Raw genomic sequence first — 18,730 nt, 5'->3', positions numbered from 1 at the left:
AGGCCGACTAATACCTTGTTAATGAAGCGAATATCGCCTAAATCGTTAGGCAGTTTAATCGCCTTATATGAACATAAAATATTTGTTCAAGGCATTATTTTACAGGTTTGTTCTTTTGATCAATGAGGTGTTGAGTTGGGTAAAGGCTTAGCTAACGCCATTGTGAAAGAGCTAACAAGCGGAGATATTAACAAAAGCCATGATAGTTCAACCAAAGCGCTTACTTGAATATTATTGTTCGGCAAAGTAATCAAATAGAAAAGACTGTTGTACGGCAGGCAAGGTTTAAATTAAATAATGATTAAAGGTAAGGGAACTATAAAGCATATTGATGCTCTTACTACATGAAGACATTTATTTCCCTGAGTGTTTCATGTTTTTATAATGCGTTTACTTGATTTCAGGTAAACGCTTTTTTTTGTCTGAAATATAGTTTAATACAGGGCTTAAAGCTTTATAAACTTTTTTACCAAGTACCAAATATCAAGTATCAAGCAGCCGAGTGCCTTCGCTATTTGCTCTTCATTAATACCTGCAACATACCGTATGACTACAAATCCGCTAAGGCTAGTCAGTGCGCGGTTGATTACCTCGAAGGCTTTAACGAATATTTGCAAGTGGATAACGTTGCGGGTTATGAATAACAGCACTTAAAAATCGTCAGTATGAAACTCGTTAACTAGCATTTTGTCGAATAAATGCGGCGAAACGTTGATGATAAAAGTCGATTTACCAGGCGCTTGATAAGCGATTTTAATCAAGTTGATGATACAGCTAATAAAATTATTTAGACATATGCCAATTCATGCCGGTAGAATAACGGTGATCAAAGCCTTTCCATGGTTTTGGTGTTTTTCCATCAACAGCAACTTGATTCGAACTGCTAGATAAATCAAGGTATTCACACTTATCTAACTGTTGTTTTAAATGACAGTCCATCATAGCGAGTGTGAAATGCTTATTGGTGTTGTTTAATACCAAACTATCCCAAGAGGCCTCATAGTAATGGCCGATGTCTATTTCACTTATTTTAGAAACTGATGGAGCAGGGTGAGGCGCTATATTGTGTCGTGCATTTTGATAAGTTAGTAAATATTTATCTTTACTGCCTGTTTTTTCATAAAGTGATTTAATGCCGTCATAACCAGAAATATCATCTAATGATCCACCAACATATAAAATTGGAGTATTCATTTTCGCCATCGCTTCTTGCTTAAACAGATTATGTTGTCCGCCCCATGGAGCCATAGCAACAACAGCCTGCCATTTATGGTCAACGCTTGCATTTTTATATTGACCACCTGCACAACTATTCAATAATGACATGACTTTTTGTACTTGCTCGGGATTTTTTAAACCTGTGAATGCTGATGTAGTCGCTGGAGTAAAGTTATAACAAGAGCCAATCGTATTTATAGCACCAAAACCACCCATTGAATAACCCACTAAACCTGCCTTATTATTGTCGATAGCGGCAGAAGCAAAGTGTGTCATCTTTGTTAGGTAGTTAAGGGTAAATTGTTGGTCACGAGAGCGATTTAACAAGGTACTGAAAAAGCCTGATACTGGATTAATGTTAAAATCAACGTCAGCATTAGTTGAGTCTGTATGATCAATAGCGGCAACAATATAGCCATGTGAAGCTAAGTGCTCTGCCAAATAAAACATGATAGTACTATAACCGGTATAGCCGTGAGAGATAACAACCAAGGGGAATTTAGCGTCATCGTTTGGCGATAATACAACAGCATCCCGATAAGCATTAGCTTGTAGCGAAAACTCAATGCCTGTGCGCGTTTCATTTTCATAGCTGGTTTTAATACTAGTGCTAGTCGCATTACTTGGGTACCAAACTTCAACGACTAATTTTCTATCTTTTGTTGTTTGTGTCGCAGCATCGAATTGGTCAGGGTTGACGATCTCTATTGTTTTAACACCGACCTTAAATTTTCCGAGTGAAGCCAGTTCAGGAACAACATCTGAGGGTAAGGGTGAGTATAGCTGCTCGGGTACTAGCGTTACCTGAGTATTCGATGGTGTATTCGCAAGTACGGTATGTGAAAATTGTAAATAACAACATAGTAGCGTACTGATTATTAATGTTTTTTTATTTTTAACTCGCATAATAGTTCCATGTTTTTTTTATTACTAAGACTCATTTGCGTATTTAAGACCCCATTGGGCACGAATGGTATCCATGGTTGTTATCATGGCTAAGGTTTTAGCCAGTGGTAAAGTATCACTTTGACTTTTACCTTGGCGAATACATTGCATGGCGTCAGCTATTTCAAAGGTAAAACTTTCATCTTCATCAAAAGGAAACTCTAACGTTTGAACAGCTTCGTTGCCTATATACAGTTGTAATGTTTGAGCGGCAAGAAAATTCGGCAAGCGGATATAGCCTTTACTGCCTGATATAATCGCTTCGGTCGGCGCATTATCTATAAAAGAGGAGGACAGCACTGCTCGCTGTCCTTGTGCATATTCAAGCAGATAAAAAGAGCTTTCATCAACCTCTGTTTCGCCTAGCACTGCAGAGCTCTTTATTTTCGTTGGCTGTTCATTAAAAACAAGGGCCGCTAAGGTTAATGGGTAAATACCTAAATCGAGCAAAGCTCCACCGGCAAGATCTTTGTTTCTTAATCGATGTTCAGGAGAAAAATCCCCAGAAATACTGAAATTGGCTTTAACTGTTTGCACATCGCCAATAACGCCTTGTGCCAACAAAACGTTTAAATGCTTAATGGCCGGTAAAAATCGAGTCCAGACACATTCCATCATGAAACATTGTTGCTTTTTAGCTAAAGCTACCAGTATTTTTGCTTGTTGCGCGTTGACAGTGAAAGGCTTCTCACAAAGTACATGTTTACCTTTTTCTAAACAAAGTTTAATGTTTTCAAAGTGAAAATTATGCGTGGTAGCGATGTAAACGGCATCAATTTCAGGATCAGAGGCTAAAGCTTCATAGTTAGTATAAGCGCGTTCAATGCCAAATTTTTTAGCGAATGCTTCCGCCCGTCCTGCGGTGCATGACGCACCAGCAAGCAGGTTGCAATGCGCTAACCTTTGCACACCTTTAACAAATAATTGAGCAATGCTCCCACAACCAATAACCCCAAAATTAATCTGTTTAATATTTTACCCCGGTACTTTTTAAATTTATTTTAAGATATCAATGACTTTATAATACGGTCACTTGTAAACCGTCACCTGCTTTACCAACATAGATAGACGCCTGAATATTAAAGCGAGAAAAATAGTGTTTCTCTACGGCACTTTTAATCTTATCGATATCTGAATGGCGACATAAGCAGACAATTGCTCCGCCAAAACCACCGCCTGTCATACGGACAGCACCTTTATCACCCAACGCTTCTTGACATATGTCCACCAAACCATCAGTTTCAGGAACGGTTACTTCAAAATCATCTCTTAAAGATTGATGAGAAGCCGTCATCAGCTCTCGTAACTTTGGCATATCATTGTTTTTTAAAGCTTGGGTTGCCTTAATTACACGTGAATTTTCAGTGATAACATGATGAGCACGTTTATACTCATTGTCTGACATTGCAGAACGAGCAGCATTTAATTTTTTAATGTCGGCATCACGTAAAGTAGCAATAGACATTTTTTTTGCGGCTTGTTCGCAATCAATTCGACGTTGATTATATTCACTATCAACCAATTTCCTAGGATAATTTGAATTAACAATGACAATAGATAAATCTTCAGGAATTGCGACTGACTCAGTTGTTAAACTTTGACAGTCAATGAGTAATGCTTGGCCTTTTTGTCCGTTAGCAGATACGAGTTGATCCATAATGCCACACTGACAATTCATAAAATCATTTTCAGCTTCTTGGCCTAATAGTGCAATCTCTTCACCTGACAAATTCAGTTGGCATAGATGATTGAAAACACCTCCGACAGCAACTTCTAAAGCGGCAGAAGAGGATAAGCCACTGCCTTGTGGTACCGTACTATCAATAAGTAAATCAACGCCAGATAACAGATGGCCTTGACGTTTTAATACATACGCCACGGCGCGAATATAGTTACCCCATTGAGAATCACCACGGCTGATTTCGTCATCAATACTAAATTTGTCACATTCCCCAGGGTAATGTAACGAGTGTACAATAACTTGATTATCATCGCGTTTTCTAAAAAGTATTCTTGTCGTGAACTCCAAGGCACAAGGTAAAACAAAACCGTTATTATAATCGGTAAATTCACCTATTAAATTGACACGTCCCGGTGCTGTAGCTAATGCTTCTGCAGGCTTGTTATAAAGTTGTTCAAACTTAGTATTAAATAAATCAACTGGCATGAGTTTGGTCTTTTTTATAGTGAGAGGTACTGGCTGAACGTAATATTTTAGCAGCGGTTTCAGCCGTTAAGTCTCGTTGACTCTCTGCTAACATTTCATAGCCAACCATGTGTTTTTTAACCGTTGATGAACGTAACAGTGGCGGATAAAAATGGGCGTGTAAGCGCCAGTGGCTATTGTCGTTAAGGTTTTCAGGTGCATTGTGCCACCCCATAGAATAGGGGAAACTGCAATTAAATACATTGTCGTAACGTATAGTCAATTCTTGCAATGCTTGAGCTAAGCTATTTTTATGTTGTTCATTTAATTGACCAAAATGTTGAATATCGTCTTTAATAACTAATAAGGTTTCAAAAGGCCAAGCCGCCCAAAATGGCACAACCACTAACCAATGCTCATTTTCAACTACTATGCGATCCTTTTGTAGAATTTCATGTTCTACATAGTCAGCTAATAATGTTTTCCCATGGTTTTGCTGATAAGTTAGTTGTTGCTGATCTTCTTGTGCTATTTCAGTTGATAAATGTTGATGTGCCCATATTTGCCCATGTGGATGTGGTTGAGAGCAACCCATTACGGCACCTTTATTTTCAAATATATTAACGCAAGCATAAGTTTTTGCTAATTCAACATAGTTTGATTGCCAAGTATTCACAACCTTTTCAATTTCAGCAACCGTTAATTCGGGTAGTGATTTGTTATGATCGGGAGAGAAACACACGACTCTACATTCACCATTGGCAACATTGGCCTGAAATAAGGGATGTTGACCATCACTTTCTTCAACGGACTCAGCTTGTTTTTCGGTCAATGCACCAAAGTCATTAATAAAAGCATAGGTATTTTGATAATTAGGGGTTACTGCATTGTTGGCTCTGTCATTACCTGGACATAGCGGGCAACTTGCATCGTATTTGGGTAATTCATCAACTGCTTCTGCTTCTGTAGCGCCTAACCAGGGACGATTATTTCTGTGTGGCGAAACTAAAACCCAGTCTCCGGTTAATGGATTTTTGCGACGGTGTGTACATTCTAAATTTTTCATATTAATCTTCCAAGCCGTTAGGGTATTTTGATTGCCAACGCCAAGTATCGTCAGTCATTGCTTTAATGTTTAGTTTGGCTTTCCAGCCTAGTTTTTCTTGTGCTAATGATGCGTTAGCAAAATTACTAGCGATATCACCAGCACGTCTTGGCGCAAACTTATAATTGATTTCAACATTTGCTGATGATGAGAAAGCAGTGATTATTTCTAAAACCGTGTAGCCTTTACCAGTACCTAAGTTATAGACAAGTGATCCTGAATCTTTTTGGTGTGTTGAAAATGCGGCAACATGTCCTTCAGCTAGATCCATAATATGAATGTAATCTCGGACGCCAGTGCCATCTTGTGTGTCATAGTCGTTTCCAAAAATATTAACAAATTCACGTTGGCCAACAGCTGTTTGCGAAATATAAGGCATTAAGTTATTAGGAATACCGGTAGGGCTTTCGCCGAGTAAACCGCTAGGATGAGCCCCCGCAGGGTTGAAATATCTAAGCGCAATGGCAAGGTTCTGCTCATTAGCTAGGCACCAATCATTTAGAATTTGCTCCACCATAACTTTTGTCCAACCATAGGGATTTGTCGCAGTTATTGGGTGCTTTTCATCTATAGGTAGATATTGAGGATCGCCATAGACAGTCGCCGAGGAACTAAATATTATTTGCTTAACTGCTGACTTTTGCATAGCAGTAAGTAAAGTAACAGTGCCTGATACATTATTATCGTAATAGCGTAATGGTTGCTCAGTTGACTCGCCAACAGCTTTTAAAGACGCGAAATGAAAAACAGCTTTAATATTATAATCGTTCAATGTGGCTTCGAGCTTATCCCTATCATTAATATCACCTTCTACAAATTCAAAGGTATGGTTGGCAATAATTTTTAATTGCTCCAATACTTTAATACTTGAATTCGACAAATTATCGTAAATAATAGGGGTGAAACCTGCTTTATATAATGCTAAACAGGTATGACTGCCTATGTAACCCATTCCACCAGTAACTAATATATTCATTATCAACGCTTCTTATAAATCTTATTTATAAGATAAATAATAATAGTGCAAATAGCAACTGTTATTTGTTGGATTCTCAGTTGTTCAGTTGATGAGTTATGCTGTGTGTAGATAAGCTTGTGAGAAAAAAACAAGAGTAGTTAAAGCTGATGTATATAACATTTTCCTTACATAAAGTACTTCAGTTAATTTTATTATTGCCTTTATACTTAGCCATTGTTAGGGATTTGTTGCTGGGACAAGTATATCCAGCGAATGGAAAAATATGTGGTGTTATTGAACCTTGTATACCGATCATTGAAGTTATCTCAAACGAATATCGCATGAATATTCCATGCGGTATTTACTTTGAAGTAGGGACTTAAATAAGCCCCTAGCCACTAGAATCAATGATAGTTTACGTTAAATGATTAGGCTACTTTGAATCATGCTGACTTTTTTTGCAATAATTTTTGGGTCAGCGTTAAGCTAGTTTGTTATTTCATTAACTTGCTGCTTTGTTAAATATAACCCACGTTTAGTTCATCGAAAAATTAGATCTTCTATGTTGGAAACCCATTATTTTTCGATTAAAAAATCAAACGACACTCCATGATTTAATCGTCGCGCCTTTATCCTAGTTAAATTTATTTGTAGGACAAATTAAATGTTCGTTATTTACGTTTTTTTGTTCGTTTAGGTTCGTTTTTTGGGTCGCTAATATTCACTATTTAGGAATACGGGCGTTTTTTACAGCAAAAAATGACCTAGCTAATTGTTATTTAGCAGGTTATAAATCAATGATACGCATTAAATAAATAAAATTAGTTGGTTTTATTAGTCAGTTTTCCTGGTTAAGTTTAGAGACTAAACGATATGAATTGATATGTTGTTATTTGATAGTATCTCTTCTATTTTTATCGGCGGTTTTGTATCGGAAAATAAATGGTCGATTTGAGTCATAATATTATCCTGTTTTATCATTGCGTTTCGAGTAAGTTTCAATTGAACCGCGGCAAGAGAACATTAGTTGAGTTATTTATTATAGCTTGAGCAACACAAACTTCTCTAAGATAAACATCAAGTAAATAACCATCATTACTAATTCCACTAATTCCACTGATGCCAATAATACCAAAATACATTTGGCACTGATTCATGAAATCATCAGTAACTTCGCCAATAATGCTGCTATCTCTGCGTCTAATGTCTTTAGCAGCAATAATAGCGCTAAGCTCTTATTTAGCCAACAAAATTGTAGCGACATGAATGTTATTTTTGACTATATTTAAGGCTTTATGATTAAGCAAAGCATGAGTGATAGTTTCTGTTGTGGTACCTATATTAATAAATAAAGCAACCGTATTAAGAAGCGTTTTTACTAACTCACCAGCGATACTCCCTTTCGCTGCTAAATTTAATATATTTAGCGACTGGTACGAGGTGTTTTCAGTGGTTGAAGAGCTTTCTACTCTACCATGATGACGGATAATTATACCTGAGCTAGCGAGTAAGTTAAGATCTCTTCGAATAGTTTGAGGCGTTATACCGAAATACTCTAGTAGTTCATCGATAGTTATAAAGCCTTTTTTATGTAGCAGATCTGCTAGTGCAGTTTGGCGTTTATTTAGCGCCGTAAAGGCAGTCTCTATTATTTAAAAGTTGAAATATAATAAAATTATCTCAGATGATAGATATTTTTAAAAACATATTATTACAACGTAATGTTCGAAAATGAAAATATTGATTGCCAATTTTAAAATAAATGTGCATTATCGAATGAATGTTTTTATTAAGTAAGATAAATAGTGACGATGTCGAGATTCATATTATCTATAGATCAAGGTACAACTAGTTCAAGAGCCATACTTTTTACTGAGCAAGGTAAAATTCATGCTGTAGTGCAGGAAGAGTTTGTTCAACACTTCCCTCAAGATGGTTGGGTTGAGCATAATCCAAATGATATATGGAAAACAGTACTCAACACTTGTCGAAAAGTACTTGATGAAAATAATGTACAGGCGAAAGAGATAGCGGCTATAGGCGTTACTAACCAACGAGAAACAACTTTAGTGTGGGACCGTAATACGGGTGAAACTCTCTATAACGCAATTGTTTGGCAGGATCGTCGCACTTCTGAGTATTGTGAGTCAATACAGTCTCCAAGTATAGAAACGCTTATTAATGACAAAACCGGTTTATTGTTAGACCCATATTTTTCAGCGACTAAAATTCGTTGGATACTAGAAAATGTAACCGGTGCGAAAGAAAAGGCAGCAAGAGGAGAACTTGCTTTTGGTACTGTCGATACTTTTTTGTTATGGCATCTTACCAATGGCACAGTTCACCGAACAGACGCCACTAATGCTTCAAGAACAATGATTTTTAATATTCATGATCAACAATGGGATAAAGAATTACTCGAATTATTCAATATTCCACCATCTATGTTACCTGAAGTAATGGATTCATCAGATGACTTCGGCTATACGGATAGTTCATTGTTTGGTGATGAAATTCCAATTTTAGCGATGGCTGGAGATCAACAGGCTGCTTTGTTTGGTCAAGCTTGTTTTGAGGAAGGAATGGCAAAAAGTACTTATGGTACAGGTTGTTTCTTAATGTTAAATACCGGTGGTAAAGCCTTAAAATCCAAGAACAAACTGTTAACTACCGTGGCGTATCGTCTCAATGGGAAAACCACCTATGCCATTGAAGGGAGTATTTTCATGGCTGGTGCCACCATTCAATGGATACGTGATGGTTTAAAGTTAATTAATAGTGCATGCGAAACAGAGTCAATTGCTGAAAAGATGCCCTTAGACCATGGTGTGTTTTTAGTGCCAGCATTTACGGGGTTAGGCGCTCCTTATTGGGATCCTAATGCGAGAGGGGCCATTCTTGGCTTAACCCGTGATTCAGGGATAAATGAGATTGTTACAGCGGGCTTACAATCGGTTTGTTATCAAACGAAAGATTTACAAAAAGCTATGGAAAGAGATGGTCTTAGACCGACACTGATTCGTGTTGATGGTGGAATGGTTGCTAATAATTGGTTGTTAAGTTTTCTTTCAAGTATTCTTGGCGCAACCGTAGATCGTCCTGAAATAATCGAAACTACAGCGTTGGGAGTTGCATATTTAGCAGGACTGAAGGCTGGTATTTTTAACTCAACTGAGCAGTTGGCTAATATGTGGCACTGTGACCAACGTTTTACGCCAGAACTTGATAACCAGCAGCGTAATGCATTGTATGGTAAGTGGTTAGACGCAGTAAAAAAAGTACAAAGTTAATTGTAGATACACTATAAATTTTTATTATTAAAATTTTTTGAATTTAGGTATAAACTTAAATATTGATGAAATCAATAGTCGTTAAATTTTAATAAATAAACATCTATGTCTTGTGCTGTTTTAGCATAAATCATATTTAAAAATCCTTAAATACATTGGTTGGCTATGCAAATAATAGTTGATATTATTGTTCAATTAATGTATTTATATGATAAATAAGCTTTATAGGTTAAGTAGTCTAAAAAGCTTAAGTAGCTTTAAAAGTATAAAAGCAAAATGTAGAAAAAACATTATAATTAAAATAACGGGGAATAAAATGTATACAAACAACATGTCAAAATTCAATAAAAGAACTGCAATAGCTATTGCGGTGGCAGGTGCGTTAACTAATGCTAGTGCCTATGCAGCTGACACAGCTAGTGCCAAAGAAAAAGAAGTTGAAACCATTGTCGTCACTGGTATGCTCAGTAGTATGAAAGCGTCAATGCTTGATAAGAAAGCATCAAATACTGTTTCAGACGGCATTGCTGCAGAAGATTTAGGTAAGTTCCCAGATCTTAACGTAGCTGAATCATTACAACGTATTACGGGTGTTTCAATTGACCGTAGCGGTGGTGAAGGTCAAGCAGTAACGGTTCGTGGTTTTGGCCCACAATTTAACACAGTTTTAGTTAATGGTCGTCAAATAGCTACTGATAGTGCTGGTCGTGAGTTTAACTTCGACATTTTAGCCGCTGATCAAATTACCGGTGCTGATGTATTTAAAACATCTGTAGCTAATATGCAAGAAGGTGGCATCGGCGGTACTATTGATATTTCTACGGCTAAACCATTTGATTACGAAGGTTTTCAGTTAGTTGGTTCATTAAAAGGCATGTATGAAAGTCTTTCTGAAGAGACATCTCCAGCGGCCTCACTATTAATTAGTAATACATTTGCAGATAATACAGCTGGTGTTTTATTAGCCGTAAGTCACTCAGAGCGTGATGTGCAAATTAACCGTATAGAAACGGCTGGCTGGATGCCAGGCAGATCAATAAAGACGACTAGTGGGGAAGAATTATTTTCTAATGCATATATTCCTCGTAACTGGGATCAAATTGTTGATAATCAAGAGCGTACACGTACAAATGCGAGCTTAGTATTTCAATATGCACCTTCAGATGATGTAAGTATTACGCTTGATGGCTTTGTTTCAAAATTTGAAGTTGACTCTGTTGCGACTGATTTAGCGTCTTGGTTTGAACCGGGTCGTGTTAATAATGCAACTATTGATTCTGAAACTAGAACACTTTTAACGTTCGATCAAATAGGCGGTGCTACTGATTTCGTTTCACACACACGTAATTCTCGTGATGTATCTACTGATGGTTTTGGCTTAAATGTTGAGTGGCAAATTTCTGATAAGTTAGGTGCTACATTTGATGTTTCAACATCAAGTGCTGAAAATGATCGTGCTGGCCGAGATCGTTTTAATGTGGTTGGTATTGAAAACAATTATGCATTTGATGGAACAGGCGCTATTCCAACAGTGATACATGAAGGTTTTGGTAATGGCGCATTACCTGATGCTTCGCTATCTCGTCTACATTATAATGAAAAAGGTAATCAATTTACTGATAAAGATGAAGTAAATGAATTTAAAGTAGATTTTGTTTACGAAGCTGATGGCGATATTTTTGAAAGAGCAAAATTTGGTCTGTATCGTCAAGAACGTGAAAAATCAAGCTTTCAAATATTTGCGAGTCAATGTGGATTTTGTGGGTATGGTACTGCAGCTCCTAATGATGCTATCGACTTTCAATCTTTTACAGCAAATAATTATTTCCCAGGGTTAATCGATACTTTTTATACTTATGATGGTGATAAGTATGTTGATTATTTAGCTTCTGAAGGTTTTCCAATTGAACCGACATTACAAAATAACCGTTATGCCATTAATGAAGATATTACAAGCTTATACGTAGACTTTACCTTAGGTTATGAGTTAGCTGACATGCCTGTAACGGTTAATTTTGGTGCACGTTATTCAACTACAAATGTTGAAGCTAAAGCGGTACAAAGTGATATTGCAGATGTTGTTGAAACAACTGATCCTACCTTATTCTCTAATGTCTTTGGTCCGGCGAAAGATATCAATAAATCAAGTAGTTATGCTAATTTACTTCCTAGTTTAAACGTGAAGTTAGAAGTTGAAGAAGATATGGTAGTTCGTTTTGCCGTATATGACTCATTAACGCGTCCAACATTATCTCAATTATCTCCAGCGACTGTTTTTGGTGAACCTCGACGTCAAACACTTACGGCTTCTGGTGGTAATCAAAACCTTAAACCGTTTACTTCAGAAAACTGGGATATCTCTTATGAGTGGTATTACAGTGATGCAAGCTTATTTTCATTTGCTGTTTTCAGTAAAGAAGTAGCAAACTTCATTTCTGTTTCTACCGGTTTAGAGTCATATGAAATGACTAACCGTTCAGGCCCTGATTTTAATTGTGTAGGTTGTGATGCAGAAACTGCACAACTAGAAGGCGAGTTGAATGGTCTGTTTGAAGAATATACGGTAGCTCGCCCTAACAATGGTGATACAAAACGTGTAACAGGCTACGAAGTTGCCTTGACACATATCTTTGAAAATGGCTTTGGTTTTACAGCAAACGCGACAGTTGTTAACAGTGATGAAGACGGTACTTCATTTGGATTAGAAGGTTTGGGTGATTCACAAAACCTTATTCTTTTCTATGAAGCTGACATGTGGCAAGCACGTATTGCTTATAATAACCGTGAAGGATTCTTACGTTTAGCTGATAACGGATTTAACGGCGAACCTGTTAATACTGATACTTTTGGGCAACTAGATGTTAGTGCTAGTATCGATGTTTCAGAAAATGTATCTGTATTCTTTGAAGGTACTAACATTACTGAAGAAGAGCTAGTACAAACAGGTCGTTACGCTAACCAAACTTACAACATTGAAGATAACGGCTCTCGTTACGCTATAGGTGTAAGAGCTAAGTTTTAATGATAAGTATTTAATTTAAAAAAAGTATAACGTGGCCTGACTTGCTAGCAAGCAGGCCATTTTTTTAGTGAAAATAGTTGGTATATTTTCACTAAAAAAATGTAAAATGTTAACCAAGTTTTAAGTTTTCATACGATCAACTTACCGCAAATAATTACAAAAATCAGCGGGTTTTAGTTAGGAATACTCAAATATGTCAAACGCTATAAAAAATATTATTATTATTGGTGGTGGTACTGCAGGCTGGTTAACTGCGTCTGTCATTGCTGCACATCATAAACATGCACATAAAAACGAACTTAAAATCACCTTGGTTGAATCGTCAGACATTCCAACTATTGGTGTAGGTGAGGGTACATGGCCTACCATGAAAAATACTCTACATAAAATTGGTATTAAAGAGAGTGATCTCTTTAAAAAATGTCATGCTTCTTTTAAGCAGGGGGGGAAGTTTGTTGAATGGGTACATGGTAATGGTGACTTTTATTACCATCCGTTTACTTTGCCTTTAGGTTATGGCCGACTTGACTTATCGCCGTACGTATCAAACGTTAAAAACTTTGCTCGTGAAGCTAATTTTCAATACGATATTTGTGAAGCGGGTCTTGCACCACGCTCATTGGCAGAATCAGAATATCAAGGGCAATGTAATTACGGCTACCATGTTGATGCCGGCGCCCTTGCAGAGTTATTGAAAAGTCACTGTATTGATAACCTCAACGTTGAGCATATTATTGATACCGTTGATGAATGCATTAGTGAAAACGGCGAAAAAATTGATGCTGTAGTATTAAACAAGCATGGCAAGTTGACGGCTGATTTGTTTATTGACTGCTCAGGTGCGCGTTCGTTGTTATTAGGTCAAACGTTAAAAGTTCCGTTCAAAAAAGTTGATGATGTATTGTTTAACGACACAGCGTTAGCGATGCGAGTTCCTTACGAAAATGAGGATACTCCCGTTGCATGTCATACGATTGCAACGGCGCAAAATGCTGGTTGGATATGGGATATTGGCTTAACTAATCGACGTGGCGTCGGACATGTGTACTCGAGTAAATTTTTAACGGATGAAGAGGCCGAACAAAACTTACGTAATTATTTAGGTGATGCAGCAAAAGGTTTAGAAGCGCGTAAAATTAGTTTTGAATCGGGTCATCGTGAACAGTGGTGGAAAGGTAATTGTGTTGCCGTAGGTATGGCTGCAGGGTTTGTTGAGCCGCTTGAAGCTACCGCTATTATGCTGGTCGAATTATCTGCACGCTATATTGCTGAAAATTTACCGGCGGATGAGAGTTTAATGCCAGTGGTCGCTAAGCGTTTTAACACGCAAATGTCGTATCGTTGGCAACGTATTGTTGATTTTCTTAAGTTTCACTACATGCTTACCAAGCGGCCTGAACCTTATTGGCAAGCACACTGTGATCCGAAAACATTCACTGAAAGCTTAAAAGAAGATATTGCATTATGGCAGTATCGTGGCCCAACAACTGATGACTTTACTAGCGCAATGGAATTATTCCCAGCGGCAAGTTATCAGTATGTGCTTTATGGTATGGAATTTAAACCTGACTTCTCTCGTCAAAGTTACTTACATAATCAACAGCAAGAAGCAGAGCAAGTGATAAATCGTAACGAACAATTAACTCAGCAAATGTTACAGAATTTACCACCGCATCGAGACTATATTGAAAAATGGCTAGCGACTTCAACTTAGAGAATCATAATGACTGAATTAATAGAATTGAGTAATAGTAAACACGGAAAATTGAAAGTGGCTGAAAATGCTGCTGTGACCTTCATACAGCACCAACATATGTTAAAAGTACATGTAAAAGAGATCACTCAAGCGATCAGTGGTTTTCCGGTGTTTATCGTGAAAAACTCACAGACAGGCATGTGGAATCTGTCAGCATTAGCAAGTTTTAATATGGGTAAAAATTTATTTGTTCATAATGATAAGTGGGATGCAATATTCACCCCTGCTAGCATGCACAGCTACCCATTTTATTTAATGAATTCAGCTGGAGAAAATAAGGGTTATACCATAGGTATAGCACCGAGTGACCCTGTTTTTTCAACAGTAAAAGGGCTTGATATATTTGAGTCAACAGGCAAAGCAAGTTTGATGCTCAGCCGAATTAAAACCTTATTAGAAGCCGATATAAAAAATGACATACAAAGTTATTTGTTTACTGATAAATTGGCGAGTATGCAATTAATTAAAAGTATTAACCTTGTTGTGCAATATAAAGACGGAGCTGAACAAACGTTAACAGGTATGAACACTATTGATGAAGCTAAGTTACAGCAGTTATCAAATGACGAGTTGGCAGAGTTAAATAAGCTAGGTTATCTGATGCCTATTCATGCGATGTTAATGTCTATTTTTCAATTAAACAACCTCATTAGAAAACATAACCATATCGAAAACAATAAGTTGATATCACAAGTTAAGTTGGCGCTCGAATAAAGCGATTTAATGATAATATTTATTCAATAAAAAGCCACTCAAATGAGTGGCTTTTCTATATCAAATAGAAAGTTATGTTGGAGAAGCACTCGCTTCTTTTGTAAAGGCGAAGCTGGCTTTGTTTTTAAAGACAAAGCGATTTACCAGTAAGGCAAATGAAACACATGCAATTAAAGTGACAAACATTAAGTGGATATAATGTAAACCAAATGGGGCATGAAATGGTGAAAATTCAAATGACAATGAACCGTATAATAAAACACCAAAAAAGACTGCCGCTATACCTGCGTTCGCATGTACGCCCTTAAATAATAAACCAACAATAAATATTGATAGTATAGGCATACTAAATAAACCCCATAACTGCTGAAGTAAATTAATGATACTTTCAGCTTGTTGATACACAGGAACGAGAGCAAGGGTAACTATGGTAAGCCCAGCGGTGATCCACGCACTGAGTTTTTGTACATTTATGTTTTTATTAATATAAGGTTCATGGAAGTCACAAACATACAAAGCGGTTGCAGAGTTTAAATTACTATTATAGGTTGAGAGCACGGCAGCAGCCATTGCAGCGGCAAAAATTCCAGAGAGCCATCCGGGTAATAAATCCCCAACAATCTGTCCATAAGCAGTATCACCTATATCCCCGTAGAGTTTAAAAGAAACTATCCCTGGGATAACTATAATGGCAGGTACGATAATAATTCGAATGAACACCGCAGCAAATACACCTTTTTGGGCTTCCTTGAGGTTAGGGGCTGCCATTGCTCTTTGGGTGATAACTTGGTTTGTTCCCCAATAGAACATTTGAATAAAAATCATACCTGTTAGTAATGTATGCCAAGGTATTGGAGAATCGTTATCACCAATAAGTGTTAATCTTTCCTCAGGAATACCTGAAAAGTCATAATCAATCGCATTCAAAGATAAAAATAAGACTACAATAGCCATTCCTAGCAGTAACACGCCGGAATAAGTATCTGATACGGCAACCGCTCTAAGACCGCCAAATATTGCGTAAAGTGCACCTAACGTTGCAAAAGCAGTAGCAATGTACATTAAAGGAATGTCGACTTTGAACATTGTCTGCATAAATAATGAACCGGAATAAATCACTGCAGGGCAAAATATTAATGCACTACTGAGAAAAAACATCCCACCGATAACCGCGCGAATATGTTTGTTATTATAACGTTTCTCTAATAGCTCTGTGGTAGTGGTGCAGTTGTATTTATAATAGACAGGCAAAAAAACCTTTGCGAGAAGTATCAAGCCAATAACAGCGGCAAACTCCCACCATGCTAACAAGGCCATTTGTGTACCGTTTGACCCAACTAATTGGTCAGTACTTAAGTTAGTGAGTGTTATTGAACCAGCGACAAAATACCAAGCCAAGCCACCACCTGCTAAAAAATACTCCTTATTTTGTTGATTTTTTCCCTTCCCTCTACCGTGTCCTTTGCATTTTAAATAGGTTAAAAATGCAATTAACATAGTGATAAATAAAAATACTGCTATTTGAATATTCACGGATTCCCCTTACTAATCTTAGTTAGTTAATTAATTATGTTATTAGTTATTAGTTATTTAATTTGATAATGGCAACATCATAAGGGCTCATGGAAGCTTGCCCCAATAGATATGTCCCCATATTTTTTGCTGGGAAAGTTTGTGCTATTCCCGCATAGTTAAAGATGTAAGCGAGATCACCACGATACACAATCCGCATATCTTTAGGTAACCTTACCGTGGCAATATCGAGCTCTGTTGCTAAGTGCTCAAACTGTTCAATTAGAAAGTCATCACAAGTTAAGGTGGCGATATAACTTGTATTTTCATGACGAACAACAGCGGGTGATTGATCGTGATACCTAGCATCGACGATAACGTCTTTGGTTATTTCTAATTCTTCACGCCAACATCTACTTTCAAACGTTTTATCTTTATAGTTCAATTGTTCACTACAATCTGGACGTATGGTTTCAGTTGACAATACTTTGATGGGCAACAAGGCTTGAAGTTTTCCTGGAGGTAAGTTTGGTGCTAATGAAAGCTCGTCGGTTTTCCCCCCTGAACGTGGGCCAAAAACAAAATGGGCATTCGAGTCTTTACATTTTTCTATGAAAGCATCGTCGACAATCGGTAAGCATGGTGCAAGAATTAAATCGTATTGGCTAAAATCACCTTTAATCGAAATAAAGTCTACAACTAGGCCTAATTGGCGCAATGCTGAATAGTAGGAGAACTCTATTTTTTGGTGGTTGTAACTGTCGCCTTGGCGTTCAATTTCACTCACCCATTGGTTAGTCGTACCTGATAATATAGCAACTCTTGCTTGTATTGGTGCATCAATAGAAAAGTCTACGGTTTTTAGCTCATCGCGCATTTGTTCGATTTCTGCCCATGCGGCTGATTTTGAATTATCATTTCTTTTAACGCCCGCATGCATTTGCTCTTGAGCAAACGGTGCTTGGCGCCAACGAAAATAACAGACACAATCTGCTCCGTGTGCAAAAGCTTGCCATGACCACAAACGTACCATGCCTTTTTCTGGACGAGGATTGTGATGTGCCCAATTTACAGGGCCTGGTTGCTGCTCCATGATCCAGAAGTTCTTTTTACTGATACCGCGACTTTGATCAAAGTCATAACTGGCAAAGTCTGGGTGGCCAGTACGCATATAAGGTTTGAATTCTTTAGCAGGTTTATCTTTAAAGAACATGTCAGATCGACCCAGTGGATAATTATCATAACTAACAAAATCTAGATTTTCAGCGAGAGCATAATTATCAGTTTGGGTGTCCACCATGGGAATAAAATTATGGGTGACAAACCTATCAGGTGCATATTGGCGAATTATCGCTATCATTTTGTTATGAAACTGGATCACCTGATCTGAGCTAAAACGTCGATAAGCTAATTGGTGAGCGGGGTGAGTCTCTGTAACCGCTAATATAGGGAGTTCAATTTGATCGAAGCTTTGATATTCCATTGACCAAAAAACGGTGCCCCAATCGGTATTAAGTTTATCAATTGTTTTATAACGCGTTTGACACCAAGCATGAAATGCTTTTTTTGCTGCAGGTGAACCACTGTGAGTGGTATCATGACATGCAATTTCATTATCAGTTTGCCAACCGCATATTGCTGGATGTTCACCATAACGCTTTGCTAAAACTTCAGAAATACGCATTGCTTCACGAAAATAATTTTTGCTAGAAAAATCATAGTGTCGACGAGAGCCAAAGCCGCGACTGGTTCCTGTATTAATATCAACAGGTAAAATATCAGGATATTTATCAATCAACCACTTTGGTGGGGTCGCTGTCGGCGTACACATAATGACTTCTAAACCAGCGTCAGCTAAAGTCTCTATTGCACGGTCTAACCAGTCGAAAGTATAAACACCTTCACTAAACTCTATTCTTGACCAAGCAAATTCGCCAATACGAACATAACGTAAGCCAAGCTCGCGCATTTCTTTAGCATCTTGTGCCCACATTTTTTCTGGCCAATGCTCTGGATAATAACAAACACCTAACATTTACTTTTTACCAATTTATTATTTGAAAG

Annotated in this window: 13 protein-coding genes and 1 pseudogene; 6 read left to right on the top strand and 8 right to left on the bottom strand. The window is 37.4% G+C overall.

Annotated features, from left to right (window positions below; translation table 11 throughout):
• A pseudogene (gene pgi, locus H4J54_RS02210) lies at positions 1-228 on the top strand (glucose-6-phosphate isomerase); the annotation flags it as partial.
• 555 nt (positions 229-783) lie between these two features.
• On the opposite strand, the gene H4J54_RS02205 reads toward pgi, so the two are convergent.
• From H4J54_RS02205 to galE, 5 genes are read right to left on the bottom strand one after another with little or no spacing between them, the layout of a single operon-like run.
• Positions 784-2,124 carry a dienelactone hydrolase family protein gene (locus H4J54_RS02205; RefSeq protein ID WP_182189174.1) on the bottom strand — a complete coding sequence of 447 codons (1,341 nt, stop codon included), beginning with the start codon at positions 2,122-2,124 and terminating at the stop codon, positions 784-786.
• Positions 2,125-2,148: 24 nt separating this feature from the next.
• Complete coding sequence (locus tag H4J54_RS19645) at positions 2,149-3,126, bottom strand: Gfo/Idh/MocA family oxidoreductase (protein WP_310650764.1); 978 nt, start codon at positions 3,124-3,126, stop codon at positions 2,149-2,151.
• Between the two features lie 55 nt (positions 3,127-3,181).
• On the bottom strand, positions 3,182-4,330 hold the full coding sequence (gene galK / locus H4J54_RS02195; protein ID WP_182189173.1) for a galactokinase: 1,149 nt from the start codon (positions 4,328-4,330) through the stop codon (positions 3,182-3,184).
• Positions 4,320-5,375, bottom strand: coding sequence for a UDP-glucose--hexose-1-phosphate uridylyltransferase (locus tag H4J54_RS02190; RefSeq protein WP_182189172.1), 1,056 nt, complete (start codon positions 5,373-5,375; stop codon positions 4,320-4,322). Before H4J54_RS02190 ends, galK begins: the two co-directional genes overlap by 11 nt.
• 1 nt (position 5,376) lies before the next feature.
• Complete coding sequence (galE, locus tag H4J54_RS02185) at positions 5,377-6,390, bottom strand: UDP-glucose 4-epimerase GalE (protein ID WP_182189171.1); 1,014 nt, start codon at positions 6,388-6,390, stop codon at positions 5,377-5,379.
• A gap of 230 nt (positions 6,391-6,620) precedes the next feature.
• Here galE and H4J54_RS19315 point away from each other — a divergent pair, with 230 nt between their 5' ends.
• Positions 6,621-6,755, top strand: coding sequence for a hypothetical protein (locus H4J54_RS19315; RefSeq protein ID WP_259367102.1), 135 nt, complete (start codon positions 6,621-6,623; stop codon positions 6,753-6,755).
• Positions 6,756-7,607: 852 nt separating this feature from the next.
• Here H4J54_RS19315 and H4J54_RS19310 read toward each other — a convergent pair.
• Positions 7,608-7,943, bottom strand: coding sequence for a DeoR family transcriptional regulator (locus H4J54_RS19310; RefSeq protein ID WP_310650763.1), 336 nt, complete (start codon positions 7,941-7,943; stop codon positions 7,608-7,610).
• Positions 7,944-8,183: 240 nt separating this feature from the next.
• On the opposite strand from H4J54_RS19310, the gene glpK reads away from it, so the two are divergent.
• The 4 genes from glpK to H4J54_RS02160 all read left to right on the top strand — a co-directional run bounded on the left by glpK (position 8,184) and on the right by H4J54_RS02160 (position 15,154).
• A complete protein-coding gene (gene glpK / locus H4J54_RS02175; RefSeq protein ID WP_182189170.1) occupies positions 8,184-9,662 on the top strand; it encodes a glycerol kinase GlpK in 1,479 nt (492 codons plus the stop codon).
• A 316-nt stretch (positions 9,663-9,978) separates the two neighbouring features.
• Positions 9,979-12,684 carry a TonB-dependent receptor gene (locus H4J54_RS02170; RefSeq protein WP_182189169.1) on the top strand — a complete coding sequence of 902 codons (2,706 nt, stop codon included), beginning with the start codon at positions 9,979-9,981 and terminating at the stop codon, positions 12,682-12,684.
• 193 nt (positions 12,685-12,877) lie between these two features.
• A complete protein-coding gene (locus H4J54_RS02165) occupies positions 12,878-14,398 on the top strand; it encodes a tryptophan halogenase family protein (protein WP_182189168.1) in 1,521 nt (506 codons plus the stop codon).
• A gap of 9 nt (positions 14,399-14,407) precedes the next feature.
• Positions 14,408-15,154 carry a SapC family protein gene (locus H4J54_RS02160; protein WP_182189167.1) on the top strand — a complete coding sequence of 249 codons (747 nt, stop codon included), beginning with the start codon at positions 14,408-14,410 and terminating at the stop codon, positions 15,152-15,154.
• Between the two features lie 72 nt (positions 15,155-15,226).
• Here the strand turns inward: H4J54_RS02160 and H4J54_RS02155 are convergent, their stop codons facing one another.
• Both H4J54_RS02155 and H4J54_RS02150 read right to left on the bottom strand, forming a co-directional pair.
• On the bottom strand, positions 15,227-16,651 hold the full coding sequence (locus H4J54_RS02155) for an SLC5 family protein (RefSeq protein ID WP_182189200.1): 1,425 nt from the start codon (positions 16,649-16,651) through the stop codon (positions 15,227-15,229).
• Between the two features lie 85 nt (positions 16,652-16,736).
• Positions 16,737-18,701: a beta-galactosidase gene (locus tag H4J54_RS02150; protein WP_182189166.1), complete on the bottom strand. Its 1,965-nt coding sequence runs from the start codon at positions 18,699-18,701 to the stop codon at positions 16,737-16,739.
• Between the last annotated feature and the right edge of the window lie 29 nt (positions 18,702-18,730).

The organism is Colwellia sp. MB3u-8 (assembly GCF_014076985.1).
GTDB lineage: Bacteria > Pseudomonadota > Gammaproteobacteria > Enterobacterales > Alteromonadaceae > Cognaticolwellia.
Note: the sequence above shows the minus strand (reverse complement) of the source record. Positions and strands in the feature narration are given on the sequence as shown.

Bases quoted from the DNA above. Each gene is read 5' to 3' on its own strand.
- H4J54_RS02205 (WP_182189174.1), bottom strand. From the start codon at position 2,124: ATGCGAGTTAAAAATAAAAAAACATTAATAATCAGTACGCTACTATGT.
- glpK (WP_182189170.1), top strand. From the start codon at position 8,184: ATGTCGAGATTCATATTATCTATAGATCAAGGTACAACTAGTTCAAGA.
- H4J54_RS02155 (WP_182189200.1), bottom strand. From the start codon at position 16,651: ATGTTAATTGCATTTTTAACCTATTTAAAATGCAAAGGACACGGTAGA.
- H4J54_RS02170 (WP_182189169.1), top strand. From the start codon at position 9,979: ATGTATACAAACAACATGTCAAAATTCAATAAAAGAACTGCAATAGCT.
- H4J54_RS02190 (WP_182189172.1), bottom strand. From the start codon at position 5,375: ATGAAAAATTTAGAATGTACACACCGTCGCAAAAATCCATTAACCGGA.
- galK (WP_182189173.1), bottom strand. From the start codon at position 4,330: ATGCCAGTTGATTTATTTAATACTAAGTTTGAACAACTTTATAACAAG.
- H4J54_RS02150 (WP_182189166.1), bottom strand. From the start codon at position 18,701: ATGTTAGGTGTTTGTTATTATCCAGAGCATTGGCCAGAAAAAATGTGG.
- H4J54_RS02160 (WP_182189167.1), top strand. From the start codon at position 14,408: ATGACTGAATTAATAGAATTGAGTAATAGTAAACACGGAAAATTGAAA.
- galE (WP_182189171.1), bottom strand. From the start codon at position 6,390: ATGAATATATTAGTTACTGGTGGAATGGGTTACATAGGCAGTCATACC.
- H4J54_RS02165 (WP_182189168.1), top strand. From the start codon at position 12,878: ATGTCAAACGCTATAAAAAATATTATTATTATTGGTGGTGGTACTGCA.